Below are 13,813 nucleotides of genomic sequence, written 5' to 3' on the forward strand. Positions count from 1 at the left end.
CCGCGACCGTGATCGGCGCCGGAATGTCCCCAAACCCGTCCGAAGTCCCGGAGCTTCACTTCTCCGTTGCTCCGGGGGCCTTCGGACCCCCGAGATCTAGGGATCCGACGCACGCATGAACAAGAACATCCGCCGTTCGATCGTCATAGCCGCCGGTGTCACCGGCGCCTGGGCGCTCGGTTCGACCGTCGCCAGCGCCGACGAGCTGCCCGCCTCCACCCTCTCCGTCCCGGACAAGGCCACCGACGTGACCGATACGGCCGACAGTGCCGACGCCCCCAGCCTCCTGGGCGGCGTGACCGACACGGTCAACGGTGTCGTCTCCGGCGTGACGGACACCGTCACCGGCGTCACCGAGGACGCCACCGGCGAGGTCACCGACACCGCCCGGACGACGCCGGCGAACACCGCCGACCAGGCCCGCCGTTACGTCGACGCCGACGTCACGGTCCCGTCCGCGACGAACACCGCCACCTCGGCCGCCGGCAAGGCAAAGGGTGCGGCGCACGCAATCCAGGGTGCCAAGGCCGCCCGCGCGGACAAGGCCGCGGCGCACGCGACCGCGCAGGCCACGGCGCATGCCGAGGCCCACGTCTCCGCGGCCGTCAGCGACGTCCGCGACCTCCCCCACAACACCCCGCAGCACCCCGGCACCATCGACTACCTCTTCGGCCCCCTCGCCGCCTTCGCACCCGAGCTCGAGCAGGCGCTCGCCGCCGCGCAGACGAAGGTGCAGGGCGCGCAGGCGGCGGCGCGTTCGCAGGCGCAGGGCGTCGAGGGCGTCGTACGGACGAAGGCGCAGTACGCAGTCGCCGGCGCGGGTCGCACCGCGGCGGGTGCCGGTGACGTCGCGCACGCCGCCGTCGCCCACGCCGATGGCAGGGTCGCGGACACGGCGACGACCGCAGGGTCCGTCGCCACGGGCCGGGTCGGCGGCGTCACCGCCGCCGCGGAGGCCTCCGTCTCCGCGGTTCCGAGCCATGTCACCGGCACGGTCGGCGGCGTGGAGCAGCAGGTCGTCGGCACGGTCGCCACCGTCCCCGGCACGGTCACCCCGGTCGTGGCGCAGACCGCCGACGCGGTCGTCCCGTCGGCCGTCACCGAGGCCGTGCACGGAGTGGTCCCGGTCGCCGGCCGCGCCGTCGGGGGCGTCGTGCCGGCCGCAGGGCACGCGGTCGCCGGTGTCGTCCCCGCCGCCACCGGCACCGTGGCCGGGGTGGCCCCGGTCGCCGGGCACGCGGTGGACGGCGTCCGGCCGGTGGCCGACGGCGCCGTGAACGGGGTGACGCCGGTCGTCGGCCAGACGGTGGACGGCGTGGTTCCGGTCGCCCACGGTGCCGTCGCCGGGGTCGGCCGCACCGCCGGGCACACGGTCGACGCCGCGACCGCGCTGGCATACGGCGTGGTCGCCGACGTCCAGCCGGTTGCCACCGGTGCCGTCGCAGGCGTGCAGCCGGTGGTCGGCGGGGTCGTCCAGGGGGTCCAGCCGGTCGCCGGCGGGGTCGTCCAGGGCGTGCCGCCGGTGGCCCATGGCGCGGTCGGCGATGTCCGGCACCTCGCCGACGGCACCGTCGCCGACGTCCGTCCCGTCGCCTCGGGCGCCGTCGCCGACGTGCAGCCGGTCGTGCAGGGCGTCGCCACCGACATGCCCCCGTACGCCACCGGTCTGGTCGGCCATGTCGGCGGCGACGTCACCGGTTCGGTCCTGCCGCCGGCCGCCGACGCGGCCGTGCACGGCGTCGTGCCCGTCGCCGGGCAGGCCGTCGCCGACGCGGGCTCGCTGACGTACGGCGTCACGGACGACGTCCGTCCCTTCGCGGGCGGTGTCGTCGGCGAGGTCGGCCCGTTCGCGCACGGGGTGGCGGGGCAGGCCGTGCCCTTCGCCGGCGGCGTCGCCGAGGAGGTGACGCCGTTCGCATACGGCGTCACCGGTGCCGTGCAGCCGGTCGTCGACACGGTCGTGGACACCGTCCAGCCGGTCGTGGGCGGCGTCGGCGGCAGCGCCACGGCCCTGGCGTACGGCGTCACGGACGACGTCCGTCCCTTCGCGGGCGGTGTCGTCGGCGAGGTCGGGCCGTTCGCGCACGGGGTGGCCGGGCAGGCCGTGCCGTTCGCCGAGGACCTGACCGGGACGGTCCGGGACTCCGCCGGCCCGCTCGCGGGCAACGCCGTCACCGGCGTACAGGGCGTCGCCCGGTCGGTCACGCCCGGATACGCGCAGGACCTCGGCCACGACGCCGGCGCCTACCGCATCTGACCGCACCCATCGACCGGACCGGCGACCGGACCCCGTCCGCCGGACACCCCCGGTCGTACGACACCCCAGCCGCCGGGGCGTGGTCACCACCAGTGGTCACCACCAGTGGTCACCACCAGTGGTCACCACCGGTGATCACCGCCCCGGCGACCGACAGCACCGCGAGGCAGCCGGACCCGGACGGCCGAAAGCCATCGGCCTCATCCGGCCGGAACCTCGCGGACCGGACGGGTGGTCCCCATTGGGGTGGGGGCCACCCGCCCAGAGCCCACAGGGGCGGCCCATTCGTGCCCCTTCGGGCTGTTCAAGGGACCTCACCGGGTCAACCCCAGCCCGGTGAGGTCCTTGCCCGTTCTGTCGCCGGCACCTCACAGTCGGCACGCCGTGCCAGTGATCACCCCTGTTCGCGGCATCATGTGACAGGTATCACCGCTCAGGTGTGACCCTCGATTTAGGGGCCCTCCGCAAGCAGCGATAACCTGCGAGACGGACATGCCGCGCGCTCGGACACCGTGTGCGCCTCCCTTGTGACAGCGGACGTCACGTTGCCCTTCGCGGCACGCCCACGCATCCAACGAACCGCGAGATCACTGATAGGGACGGAAGCGCGTGGACCTGTTCGAGTACCAGGCGAGGGACCTCTTCGCCAAGCACGATGTACCGGTGCTGGCCGGTGAAGTCATCGACACGCCTGAGGCGGCCCGCGCAGCCACCGAGCGCCTCGGTGGCAAGTCTGTCGTCAAGGCCCAGGTGAAGGTCGGCGGCCGCGGCAAGGCCGGTGGCGTGAAGCTCGCCGCCACCCCGGACGAGGCCGTCGCCCGTGCGACGGACATCCTCGGCATGGACATCAAGGGCCACACGGTCCACAAGGTGATGATCGCCGAGACGGCCCCGGAGATCCTGGAGGAGTACTACGTCTCCTTCCTCCTCGACCGTGCCAACCGCACCTTCCTCTCCATCGCCTCCGTCGAGGGCGGCATGGAGATCGAGGAGGTGGCGGCCACCCGCCCGGAGGCCGTCGCCAAGATCGCGATCGACGCCATCGACGGCGTGGACGAGGCCAAGGCCCGCGAGATCGTCGAGGCCGCGAAGTTCCCGGCCGAGGTCGCGGACAAGGTCGTGAACGTCCTCATCACGCTGTGGGACACCTTCATCAAGTCGGACGCCCTCCTCGTCGAGGTCAACCCGCTCGCGAAGGTCGCCTCCGGTGACGTCCTCGCCCTGGACGGCAAGGTGTCGCTCGACGACAACGCCGAGTTCCGTCACGACTGGGACGAGCTGCACGACAAGGCCGCGGCCAACCCGCTCGAGGCCGCCGCCAAGGAGAAGAACCTCAACTACGTCAAGCTCGACGGCGAGGTCGGCATCATCGGCAACGGCGCGGGTCTCGTCATGAGCACCCTGGACGTCGTCGCGTACGCCGGTGAGAACCACGGCAACGTCAAGCCGGCCAACTTCCTGGACATCGGCGGTGGCGCCTCCGCCCAGGTCATGGCCAACGGCCTCGAGATCATCCTCGGCGACCCGGACGTCAAGTCCGTCTTCGTCAACGTCTTCGGTGGCATCACCGCCTGTGACGAGGTCGCCAACGGCATCGTCCAGGCCCTGAAGCTCCTCGAGGACCGCGGCGAGAACGTCACCAAGCCGCTCGTCGTCCGCCTCGACGGCAACAACGCCGAGCTCGGCCGACAGATCCTCACCGACGCCAACCACCCGCTGGTCCAGCGCGTCGACACCATGGACGGCGCCGCCGACAAGGCCGCCGAACTGGCCAACGCCGCCAAGTAAGCACTCAGGACGAGGACACAACACACCATGGCTATCTGGCTCAACAAGGACAGCAAGGTCATCGTCCAGGGCATGACCGGCGCCACCGGCATGAAGCACACCAAGCTCATGCTCGGTGACGGCACCGAGGTCGTGGGCGGCGTGAACCCGCGCAAGGCGGGGCAGACCGTGGACTTCGACGGCACCGAGGTACCCGTCTTCGGGACCGTCAAGGAGGCCATCGAGAAGACCGGCGCCAACGTCTCCGTCATCTTCGTGCCGGAGAAGTTCACCAAGGACGCGGTCGTCGAGGCCATCGACGCCGAGATCCCGCTGGCCGTCGTGATCACCGAGGGCATCGCCGTGCACGACTCGGCGTCGTTCTGGGCGTACGCCGGCAAGAAGGGCAACAAGACCCGCATCATCGGCCCGAACTGCCCCGGCATCATCACCCCGGGCCAGTCGAACGTCGGCATCATCCCGGGCGACATCACCAAGCCGGGCCGTATCGGCCTGGTCTCGAAGTCCGGCACGCTGACGTACCAGATGATGTACGAGCTGCGTGACATCGGCTTCTCGACCGCCGTCGGCATCGGTGGCGACCCGATCATCGGCACCACGCACATCGACGCGCTCGCCGCGTTCGAGGCCGACCCCGACACCGACCTGATCGTCATGATCGGCGAGATCGGTGGCGACGCCGAGGAGCGGGCCGCGGACTTCATCGCGAAGAACGTGACCAAGCCGGTCGTCGGCTACGTCGCGGGCTTCACCGCGCCCGAGGGCAAGACCATGGGTCACGCCGGCGCGATCGTGTCCGGTTCCTCCGGCACGGCGCAGGCGAAGAAGGAGGCCCTGGAGGCCGCGGGCGTCAAGGTCGGCAAGACCCCGACCGAGACGGCGAAGCTGGCCCGCGAGATCCTGGGCGGCTGAGTACGGTCACGGCTGTCAGCCGTAGGCCGGTGGGCCCGTTCCCTCTGTGGGGGCGGGCCCACCGGCGTTTTCGTCCACCCCGGGCCACGGCGGTCAAGTGACACCCGGTACGAGTCGCTCCGGGCCGGACTGCATCTGGGCGCGCAGCTTCTCCCGCAGCTCCAGCTCCTTCTCCGACAACGGCCCCGGCGCCATCCTCGGCGGCACCCCCCGCACCGTCGCCCCCGGCGGCACCGGTGGCTCGTACTGCGTGGGAGCCGTCCGCAGTGTCAGTGCGGTCGTGCCGATGAGCGCCACGGTGAAGGCGATGGCGGCCCGCGTCCAAAAGCGCGCCCGGCGTTCGCTGCCGTCGCGTACCACCACCGGCTTGGCCGCGCGCAACCGCTCCGTGGAGGCCAGTTCGGCCAGGCGCCGGTGGAGTTGGGCGGGGTCGGACAGGTCCGGCAGGCGGGCGGCCACCGTGGTGCGCGCGTGCAGGAGACGGTTCGCGGCGGCCCGTGTGCTCGCCTCCGTCTCGGCCGCCGTTTCGGGCAGGTCCAGGCCGACACCGTCGTAGAGGACGAGCGTGCGGCGCTGGGTCGGCGGCAACCGGAGGAGCACGTCCAGCAGGGCGCGGTCGAAGGCGTCGGAGGGCGGCGGTTCGGGGTGCCGGTAGCGGGGGCGGAACCGGTGCCAGGGGGAGAGCGCGAAGTCGTACGCCGTCGCCCGCACCCAGCCCGCCGGATCGCGGTCGCGGGCCACCTCCGGCCAGCGCTGCCAGGCATGTTGGAAGGCCCGCTCGACCGACTCACGGGCGAGCTCGCGGCGCCCGGTGAGCAGGAAGGTCTGCCGTACGAGGGCCGGGGCGCAGAAGGCGTAGAGCGCGTCGAAGGCCTGGGCGGGGGTGAGGCGTCCCTCGGGCTGATGTGCCGTCATCTCATGTACTTCCTCGGGTTCCTGACCACCCGTCTCGTCGGCGATGGTCCGCAGCAGTTGTGCGTACGCCTCCCTCCTTCGGCCCCGCGGTGTCGTGCGGCCGCTCTCCCACGCGCGTACCGTCTCGCGGCTGACACCCACCCGCTCCGCGACCTGAGCCTGCGTCAACGAACGGGCCTCGCGCAGGCGTCGGCATTCCTCGGGCGGAGGTAGCTGGGCTGCGGGGGTCTGCGTCACCGGGCGCCCTTTCGTACGAAAAAGTACATAAACATATATTGGGCGACACATCGGAGGTTCGCCTGTTACGACGGGAAAGCGCGTGTCGTTGGGAGCATGGCGGTCGTGATCGAGATGACCGCTCGTCGAACGCCCCTGCTCACGCGCCTGCGCCGCCGAACGCCCGGCCTCGGCGCCAGCCTCTTCAGCGGCGCGGTGGCGGCGGGACTGGGGCTCGGTGTGTTCGCCGTGGTGGTGATCGCGCTGTGGATCAGCTCGCCGTACCCGGACAGCGGACCGGGTGGCGCGCTGCGGATCGCCTCCGTGCTGTGGCTGCTGGCGCACGGCGCCGAACTGGTCCGCACCGACACGCTCTCCGGTGTCCCCGCGCCGGTCGGTGTCACCCCGCTGCTGCTGCTCGCGCTGCCGGTGTGGCTGGTGCACCGGGCGGCACGGGACGCGGCGGCCGACGGGGGCGAGGGGGTGCCGCTGACGTCGATCCGTACGGCGTGGGCGGGCGTCGTGCTCGGGTATCTCGGGGTCGGCCTGGCGGCCGCGGTGTACTCGGCCGGGGGCGAGCTGCGGCCGTCCTGGCTGTGGACGGCGGTGCGGGTGCCCCTGGTCGCGATGGTGGCGGCGGGGGTCGGGGTGTGGACGGCGTGCGAGCGGCGGCCCGAGACGGTGGACGGCCTGCTGGTCGTGCTGCCGGCGCGGGTACGCCGGCTGGTGCCCGGGGCGGAGGGGCGCGCCCGGGTCGGCACCGCTGCCCGGGCGGCCGGGGCCGGGGTGGCGGCGCTCGCCGGTGGCGGGGCGGTGCTGATGGGCGGGGCGCTGGTGTGGCACGGCGGTGCGGTGCGGGGGTCCTTCCTGGAGCTGACGCAGGGGTGGTCGGGACGGTTCGCGGTGCTGCTGCTGTGTGCGGCGCTCGTGCCGAACGCGGCGATGTGGGCGGCGGCATACGCGCTCGGGCCGGGGTTCACGCTCGGGTCGGGGCATGTGGTGGCGCCGCTGTCCTCGGCGCCGGTGCCGTTGCTGCCGCCGTTCCCGCTGCTGGAGGCGGTACCGGAGACGGCCGTCGCCGGGCCGCTGCGGTGGGGGGTCGCGGTGGTGCCGATCCTGGCGGGCCTGGTGGTGGGGTGGTTCGCGGCGGGCTGGGGCGACGGGCTCGACGACCGGCCCACCGGCGGGGACCCGTCGGCCACGGCCCGGTCCCGGGCCGGGCAGGACTTCCCGACGGGTCGGACCCGGGTCGGGCAGGACTCCCCGGCAGGGCGGACCGGGGCTGGGCAGGACCCCCCGGCAGGGCGGACCCGGGTCCGGCAGGAGTCTTCGACAGGGTGGACCCGGGCCGGGCAGGACCCCCCGACGGGGTGGACCCGGGCCGGGCAGGATCCCCCGACGGGGCGGACCCGGGCCGGACAGGTGCCGCCCACGGGCCGGGCCCGGGTCGGGCAGGGGGGCTCGACGGGGCGGTTCCCGGTCGGGGAGGCGTCCGCGGCGGCCCGTTCGGGGCGCGGGCCGGCGTCCGCCGTGACCTGGTCGCCCGGACAGACCGCCGGCACGGCCCTGTTGGCGGCCGCGTTCTGCGCCCTGGCGGTCGCCGTGCTGGCCACGCTGTCGGGCGGGCCGCTGGGGGTGGGGGCGCTCGCGAGGTTCGGGCCGGTGTGGTGGCAGACCGGGGCGGCGACGTTCGGATGGGTCGCACTGGTGGCGGTCCCGGTGGCGGTGCTGGTGCGCGGCCGGCGGTGCTGGACGGGGCGGCGGCACCGGGCGGAGCCGGTGAGTGACACGCAGGGCGCGCGGATCGGCAAGCCTCGGGTGGGGGCGCCGGGGGAGGACGGCCCGGCCGCGGAGGAACGCTCGCCGCGGGACCGGTTGCCGTCGGGCGGCGGGCGGTTGTCGGGGGCGGCGGAGTCGGGTGGCGGGCGGTTGTCGGGGGCGGCGGAGTCGGGTCGGTCGGGCGCAGGCGGGCCGGCCGACTCGAAGTCGAGGCTTGCTGCGCACAGTCGCAAGACACCGTTCAAGGCGTCGGCACCGGACCAGGGCGGCGCGGACCGCGGGGACGACAAGGGCGCTCAGGCCGCGGCGTACGGCGAGGGCGACCGGTACGAGGCGCTCACCCAGGACATCCCCTACGCCACCTACGACCACGACACGACCTTCGAGCCGGACGACTTCCCGCCCACCGGCCCACCGTTGGTGCCCCCGCCCTCCCCGAAAGAGGAGGCGTCGAAGCCGACGGAGCCGGCCGGGGAATCTGGCGCGGAGGACGCGCCGAACGTACCGGCCCCGTCGGACGCACCGGAGGATCAGAAGCAGCCGGTCATCAGGAAGACGCCGGACACGCGGGACACACCCGATGCGCCGGACACACCCGCCACGGAACAGACCCCGGCCCCACCGGCCCCGGAGAAGACGGCGACCGCACCGACCGCGGACAAGACACCGCAACCGGCCCCGCAAGAGACAACGGAACCGGTCCCGGAACCAGCCGCACAAGACACTCCGGACTCACCGGACGGCCCGTAAGGCCACCCCCGGCGCTCCGCCACCCCACCGCCCGCCGCGTCGGCGTCAGCTCTCCGCGCCCAGGATGCCCCGCAGTTCCTTCGGCAGATGCTCGTTGCACGACTGCTTCGCCTCATTGGTGAGCGCGTCGTCGCGGCAGGAGTAGTAGTCGCTGTAGACCACCTGCGCCGTGAACCCGGCCGCGACCACCGCGATGGCGAGGGACGCCGTGACCAGGCCGCTGACCGCCGCCGTCGTCTGGGGACGGCCGTTGTTCTGGGGGGCCGGGGTGTCCGGGTCCGGGGTGCGGGGCTTGGCCCGGAGGCTGCTGATGCCCCAGTACAGAGCGAGCGCGCCCAGCAGCAGGGCAACGTACGGCCAACTGAACAGGGCGAAGAAGAAGGCCCACATGCCGGACAGCAGGGCGTAGCGAGCCCGGCGCTGGGTGGGGTCGGTCGGGTCCCAGCGCATGCCGCTGCCCGGCCCGCCGTTTCCTCCGGGGCCGTCCTGGCTGCCGCGAGGGCTGTCGCCGAACCCGCCGGAGGAGCGGCCCGGCTGGCGGTCGCTCCACTGGTTGCCCCACGGGGAGTTGCCGTTGCCCTGGTCGGAGCCCTGTGAGCCGTCGTCGCCGGAGGGGCGGCGCGGCTGCCACGGGCGGTCCGGGGTGCCCTCCGGCGGCGGTGCGAAGGGGTTGTCGTCCTGCCCCTGGCCGGCACTGTCCTGCTGGTCGCCGTTCTGCCCGCCGGAGGGCGCGTCGGGCGGCGAGGAGGGGCGCTCCCGCAGCAGCACGCCGCTGTGCTCCCCTCCCTGCAAGGACTGCTGGGGGAGCGTGAGGAGTCGCAAGCTGCGGTCCGGCATCAAGTGAGCGTCTTTCCCCTTGGTGAGCGACTGATCCGACAAGAGCTGTCACTTCGTGAACGCACGGCACCACAACCGCGTTCCCGGGCCAGCTCCCCCCGCACGCTACCTTCCGGCCACGCCCCCGTCCCGTGGGGGCTGTCGGGAGTGCCGGTATCGTTGCTGACGGTCGGCCGCTTCGTAGACTTCCCCGTATCCCGGGGCGTGATGCATTCGTACGAATATACAAGCGCCGGCCGCACGAAGAACGCACCCCCGAGAAAGGGCCCCACAGTGGCCGCCAAGCCCGTGGCCAAGCGCCTCGTCGTGCTGGTCTCCGGATCCGGCACCAACCTTCAGGCGCTCCTCGACGAGATCGGCTCCGTCGGTCCCGAGGCGTACGGCGCCGAGATCGTGGCCGTAGGGGCCGACCGCGAGAACATCGAGGGGCTGGCGCGTGCCGAGCGCGCCGGGCTGCCGACCTTCGTGTGCAAGGTCAAGGACCACGCCGGCCGCGAGGAGTGGGACGCCGCCCTCGCCGAGGCGGTCTCCGCCCATGAGCCCGACCTCGTGATCTCCGCCGGGTTCATGAAGATCGTGGGCAAGGAGTTCCTCGCGCGCTTCGGCGGCCGGTTCGTCAACACCCATCCGGCCCTGCTCCCCAGTTTTCCCGGCGCCCACGGCGTGCGTGACGCCCTCGCGTACGGCGCCAAGGTCACCGGCTGCACCGTTCACTTCGTCGACGACGGCGTCGACACCGGGCCGATCATCGCTCAGGGCGTGGTCGAGGTCCGCAACGAGGACGACGAGAGCGCTCTGCACGAGCGCATCAAGGAAGTCGAGCGAAGGCTGCTCGTCGAGGTCGTGGGGCGGCTCGCCCGTAACGGCTATCGCATTGAGGGACGAAAGGTAGTTATCCAGTGACCGCCGAGAGCAACAAGCGGGCCATTCGACGGGCGCTCGTCAGCGTCTACGACAAGACCGGTCTGGAAGACCTCGCGCGCGGCCTGCACGAGGCGGGCGTCGAGCTCGTCTCCACCGGCTCGACGGCCGCGAAGATCGCCGCCGCCGGTGTCCCGGTCACCAAGGTCGAGGAGCTCACCGGCTTCCCCGAGTGCCTGGACGGCCGCGTCAAGACGCTGCACCCGCGCGTGCACGCGGGCATCCTCGCCGACCTGCGCCTGGACAGCCACCGCGAGCAGCTCGCCGAGCTGGGCGTCGAGCCGTTCGACCTGGTCGTCGTCAACCTCTACCCGTTCCGCGAGACCGTCGCCTCCGGCGCCACCCCCGACGAGTGCGTCGAGCAGATCGACATCGGCGGCCCGTCGATGGTGCGCGCCGCCGCCAAGAACCACCCGTCGGTCGCGGTCGTCACCGACCCGGACGCGTACGCCGCCGTCCTCCAGGCGGTCCGCGAGGGCGGTTTCACCCTCGAACTGCGCAAACTGTTCGCCGCGCGGGCCTTCCAGCACACCGCCGCCTACGACGTGGCGGTGGCCTCCTGGTTCGCCTCCTCCTACGCCCCGCTCGACGACTCGCAGTTCCCGGAGTTCCTCGGCGGCACCTGGGAGCGCGAGAACACCCTCCGCTACGGCGAGAACCCGCACCAGCCGGCCGCGCTGTACGTGGACGGCAGCGGGAGCGGTCTCGCGCAGGCCGAGCAGTTGCACGGCAAGGAGATGTCGTACAACAACTACACGGATACGGACGCCGCCCGCCGTGCCGCGTACGACCACGCCGAGCCGGCCGTCGCGATCATCAAGCACGCCAACCCGTGCGGCATCGCGGTCGGCGCGGACGTCGCCGAGGCGCACCGCAAGGCGCACGCCTGTGACCCGCTGTCGGCGTTCGGCGGCGTGATCGCCGTCAACCGCCCGGTCAGCAAGGAGATGGCGGAGCAGGTCGCCGAGATCTTCACCGAGGTCATCGTCGCGCCGGACTACGAGGACGGCGCCCTCGAGGCCCTCGCCAAGAAGAAGAACATCCGCGTGCTGCGCTGCCCCGAGGGCCCCGGCAACCCCGTCGAGATCAAGCCCATCGACGGCGGCGCGCTCCTCCAGGTCACCGACCGCCTCCAGGCCGACGGCGACGACCCCGCCAACTGGACGCTGGCGACGGGCGAGGCGCTGTCCGCCGAGGAGCTGGCCGAGCTCGCCTTCGCCTGGAAGGCCTGCCGGGCCGTGAAGTCCAACGCGATCCTCCTCGCCAAGGACGGCGCCTCGGTCGGCGTCGGCATGGGCCAGGTCAACCGCGTCGACTCCGCGAAGCTGGCGGTCGAGCGGGCCGGCGCCGAGCGCGCGCAAGGTTCCTACGCCGCCTCCGACGCCTTCTTCCCCTTCCCCGACGGCCTGGAGATCCTGACCGAGGCCGGCGTCAAGGCCGTGGTCCAGCCCGGCGGTTCGGTCCGCGACGAGCTGGTGGTCGAGGCCGCGAAGAAGGCGGGCGTCACGATGTACTTCACCGGCACGCGGCACTTCTTCCACTGAGCCGTACCTGTTGTGGGGCCCGTCGTTCGGTGAACGGCGGGCCCCACATCATGTCGAACTGCGCAGCGCCGCCCAGGTGTTGGGCCCGACCTCGCCGTCCACCTCAAGGCCCTTGGCCCCCTGGAACTGCTTGACGGCGGCCATGGTGGCGCTGCCGAACTCGCCGTCCACGCCCGACGAGCCGACGCTGTAGCCGCGCTGGGTGAGCATGCACTGCACCTGGACCACGCGCTGGCCCTTGTCGCCGTAGTCGGTCTGCTCGGTACCGGAGTAGTACGTGCACTGGGAGATCCAGGGCGGGGTGGCGGGTGTGGTGGGGGCCGCCGGTGTGGGGGTGGCGGACGGGGTGCTGCCGCCGCCGCTGTCGTCGCCGCCGGATGTGGCGGTGGCCTCCTCGGCGGGGGTGGGCCGCGTTCCGTCCGCGTCGCTGCCGGACGTGGTGGTCGAGGTCTGCGACGGTGTGGACGCCGACTCCCGGGGGCCGGCTTCCTTCTTCTTGTCGTCGGAGGGCGAGACGGAGGAGCCGGGGAGGGCGGAGGCACGCGCGGCGCCGGGGGCGGCGCTGCCGGGTGCGGTCGCCGCGGCCGGGGCCGTGTCGTCCTGGGAGGGACGGGTGAGGAAGAAGGCACCCGCGGCGACGGCACACACGGCGAGACCCGCGGCGACGGCGAGGTAGGCCCGGCGTTTCCTCCGCGTGCCGCCGCCCTCGGGGGCCGGCGTCTGGGCGGGTGTGGCGTGCTGCCAGGGGGCCGGCGGCGCGGGCGGCCCGAACACGGGGCCGCCGAACGCGGGTTGCTGGACCGGCGTACGCAACTGCACGGTCTCCTGGACGGCGACCCGCTCCAGCACGTCGCAGGCCTGCTGCCGGGCCAGCAGCCGGGCGCCCAGCGGTTCGTGCCAGGCGGGTGCGGTGCCGTGCGTGTGTCCGGCGGCCGTGGCGGCCTCGATGAGCTGTCGCGGGAGGGGGCGGGCGGCGGGATCCTTGGCGAGGCAGGCGGACATCAGGGCGGCCAACGCGGGGTCCACGGCGGTCAGTTCGGCCATGATGTCCCGCTTGGGCTCCTCGAACGCCACCCGGTGCATCACATCGACGCCCGTGCCGTCGCCGAACGGGGCGTGCCCGGTGGCGGCGTAGATCAGGCTCCCGGCCAGCGAGAAGACGTCCGAAGCCGTGTCGCAGTGGCCCTCGCGCAGATACTCCGGCGCCATGAAGGCGGGCGTGCCGACCCGGCTCCCGGTCGAGGTGATGGCGCTGCCGTCGGCGGCCTGGGCGATGCCGAAGTCGATGACGTACACGCCCTGTTGGGACAGGACCACGTTGGACGGCTTGAGGTCGCGGTGTACGACGTCGGCGGCGGCCAGTGCCGCGAGGGCCTGGCCGAGCTCCGCGACCAGCCGCCACACCCCGACGCGCTCCAGCCTGCCGCACTCGCGGACCGCCTCGGCGAGGTTCAGGCCGGGCAGGTACTGCGTCGCCATCCACAGCAGCGAGTCGTCGAACCCGGTGCCGAGCAACTGCGGCGTGCGCGGGGTGTGGACCCGGGAGTGCACGGCGGCCTCCCGCTCGAAGCGCCGCCTGAACCGGGCGTCCTCGGCGTACTCGGGACGGATCACCTTGACGGCCGCGAGCCCGGAGGCGTTGTCGGCGGGGCGGGCGAGGTAGACATGGCCCATGCCGCCGCTGCCGAGTAGGCCGAGGGGGACGTAGGGACCGATGCGTCCGAGGTCGGCCGCCTTCAGCGGGGTGGCCCCCGCCTGCTCCAGGGCCGCGTCCGCCGACGCGGGAGAGTGTGGCGGCGTGGGCCGCTGCTCCGACATGGAACCCCCGATGTACCGATGCCCCGACACACGGGGCTGTTCACCCCGGTCGACGAGAGGCTATCGCGGGCTCGGG

Annotated in this window: 9 protein-coding genes and 1 pseudogene; 7 read left to right on the forward strand and 3 right to left on the reverse strand. The window is 73.1% G+C overall.

Translation table 11 applies throughout. From position 1 onward, the window contains the following. The first annotated feature begins 115 nt into the window (after window positions 1–115). The 3 genes from ACZ69Q_RS39595 to sucD all read left to right on the forward strand — a co-directional run bounded on the left by ACZ69Q_RS39595 (window position 116) and on the right by sucD (window position 4,957). Window positions 116–2,257, forward strand: a complete 2,142-nt coding sequence (locus ACZ69Q_RS39595) for a hypothetical protein (RefSeq protein ID WP_471052135.1) — start codon at window positions 116–118, stop codon at window positions 2,255–2,257. A gap of 609 nt (window positions 2,258–2,866) precedes the next feature. Then, entirely contained in the window at window positions 2,867–4,045 is a 1,179-nt protein-coding gene (gene sucC / locus ACZ69Q_RS39600; protein WP_471052137.1) for an ADP-forming succinate--CoA ligase subunit beta, read from the forward strand. A gap of 27 nt (window positions 4,046–4,072) precedes the next feature. Beyond that, window positions 4,073–4,957: a succinate--CoA ligase subunit alpha gene (gene sucD / locus ACZ69Q_RS39605; protein ID WP_471052139.1), complete on the forward strand. Its 885-nt coding sequence runs from the start codon at window positions 4,073–4,075 to the stop codon at window positions 4,955–4,957. Window positions 4,958–5,050: 93 nt separating this feature from the next. On the opposite strand, the gene ACZ69Q_RS39610 is transcribed toward sucD, so the two are convergent. Further along, complete coding sequence (locus ACZ69Q_RS39610; protein ID WP_471052141.1) at window positions 5,051–6,109, reverse strand: helix-turn-helix domain-containing protein; 1,059 nt, start codon at window positions 6,107–6,109, stop codon at window positions 5,051–5,053. A gap of 96 nt (window positions 6,110–6,205) precedes the next feature. Here ACZ69Q_RS39610 and ACZ69Q_RS39615 point away from each other — a divergent pair. Continuing rightward, window positions 6,206–7,237, forward strand: a pseudogene (locus ACZ69Q_RS39615) (cell division protein PerM); the annotation flags it as partial. A 273-nt stretch (window positions 7,238–7,510) separates the two neighbouring features. Further along, window positions 7,511–8,617, forward strand: a complete 1,107-nt coding sequence (locus tag ACZ69Q_RS39620) for a cell division protein PerM (RefSeq protein ID WP_471052446.1) — start codon at window positions 7,511–7,513, stop codon at window positions 8,615–8,617. 45 nt (window positions 8,618–8,662) lie between these two features. Here ACZ69Q_RS39620 and ACZ69Q_RS39625 read toward each other — a convergent pair whose 3' ends face one another. Continuing rightward, window positions 8,663–9,454 carry a hypothetical protein gene (locus tag ACZ69Q_RS39625; protein WP_471052143.1) on the reverse strand — a complete coding sequence of 264 codons (792 nt, stop codon included), beginning with the start codon at window positions 9,452–9,454 and terminating at the stop codon, window positions 8,663–8,665. Between the two features lie 273 nt (window positions 9,455–9,727). Here ACZ69Q_RS39625 and purN point away from each other — a divergent pair, with 273 nt between their 5' ends. Both purN and purH read left to right on the forward strand, forming a co-directional pair. After that, the gene (purN, locus tag ACZ69Q_RS39630) at window positions 9,728–10,357 is read left to right on the forward strand and encodes a phosphoribosylglycinamide formyltransferase (protein ID WP_471052145.1); all 630 of its coding nucleotides are present in this window, start codon (window positions 9,728–9,730) and stop codon (window positions 10,355–10,357) included. After that, window positions 10,354–11,919 carry a bifunctional phosphoribosylaminoimidazolecarboxamide formyltransferase/IMP cyclohydrolase gene (purH, locus tag ACZ69Q_RS39635; RefSeq protein WP_471052148.1) on the forward strand — a complete coding sequence of 522 codons (1,566 nt, stop codon included), beginning with the start codon at window positions 10,354–10,356 and terminating at the stop codon, window positions 11,917–11,919. The genes purN and purH overlap by 4 nt, the downstream gene beginning before the upstream one ends. Before the next feature lie 48 nt (window positions 11,920–11,967). On the opposite strand, the gene ACZ69Q_RS39640 is transcribed toward purH, so the two are convergent. After that, window positions 11,968–13,737 (reverse strand): protein kinase domain-containing protein, encoded by a 1,770-nt coding sequence (locus ACZ69Q_RS39640; protein ID WP_471052151.1) that lies wholly within the window; start codon window positions 13,735–13,737, stop codon window positions 11,968–11,970. Window positions 13,738–13,813 lie beyond the last annotated feature (76 nt).

The organism is Streptomyces sp. NPDC036764, assembly GCF_055609385.1.

Bases quoted from the DNA above. Each gene is read 5' to 3' on its own strand.
- ACZ69Q_RS39595 (WP_471052135.1), top strand. From the start codon at position 116: ATGAACAAGAACATCCGCCGTTCGATCGTCATAGCCGCCGGTGTCACC.
- sucD (WP_471052139.1), top strand. From the start codon at position 4,073: ATGGCTATCTGGCTCAACAAGGACAGCAAGGTCATCGTCCAGGGCATG.
- ACZ69Q_RS39625 (WP_471052143.1), bottom strand. From the start codon at position 9,454: ATGCCGGACCGCAGCTTGCGACTCCTCACGCTCCCCCAGCAGTCCTTG.
- ACZ69Q_RS39640 (WP_471052151.1), bottom strand. From the start codon at position 13,737: ATGTCGGAGCAGCGGCCCACGCCGCCACACTCTCCCGCGTCGGCGGAC.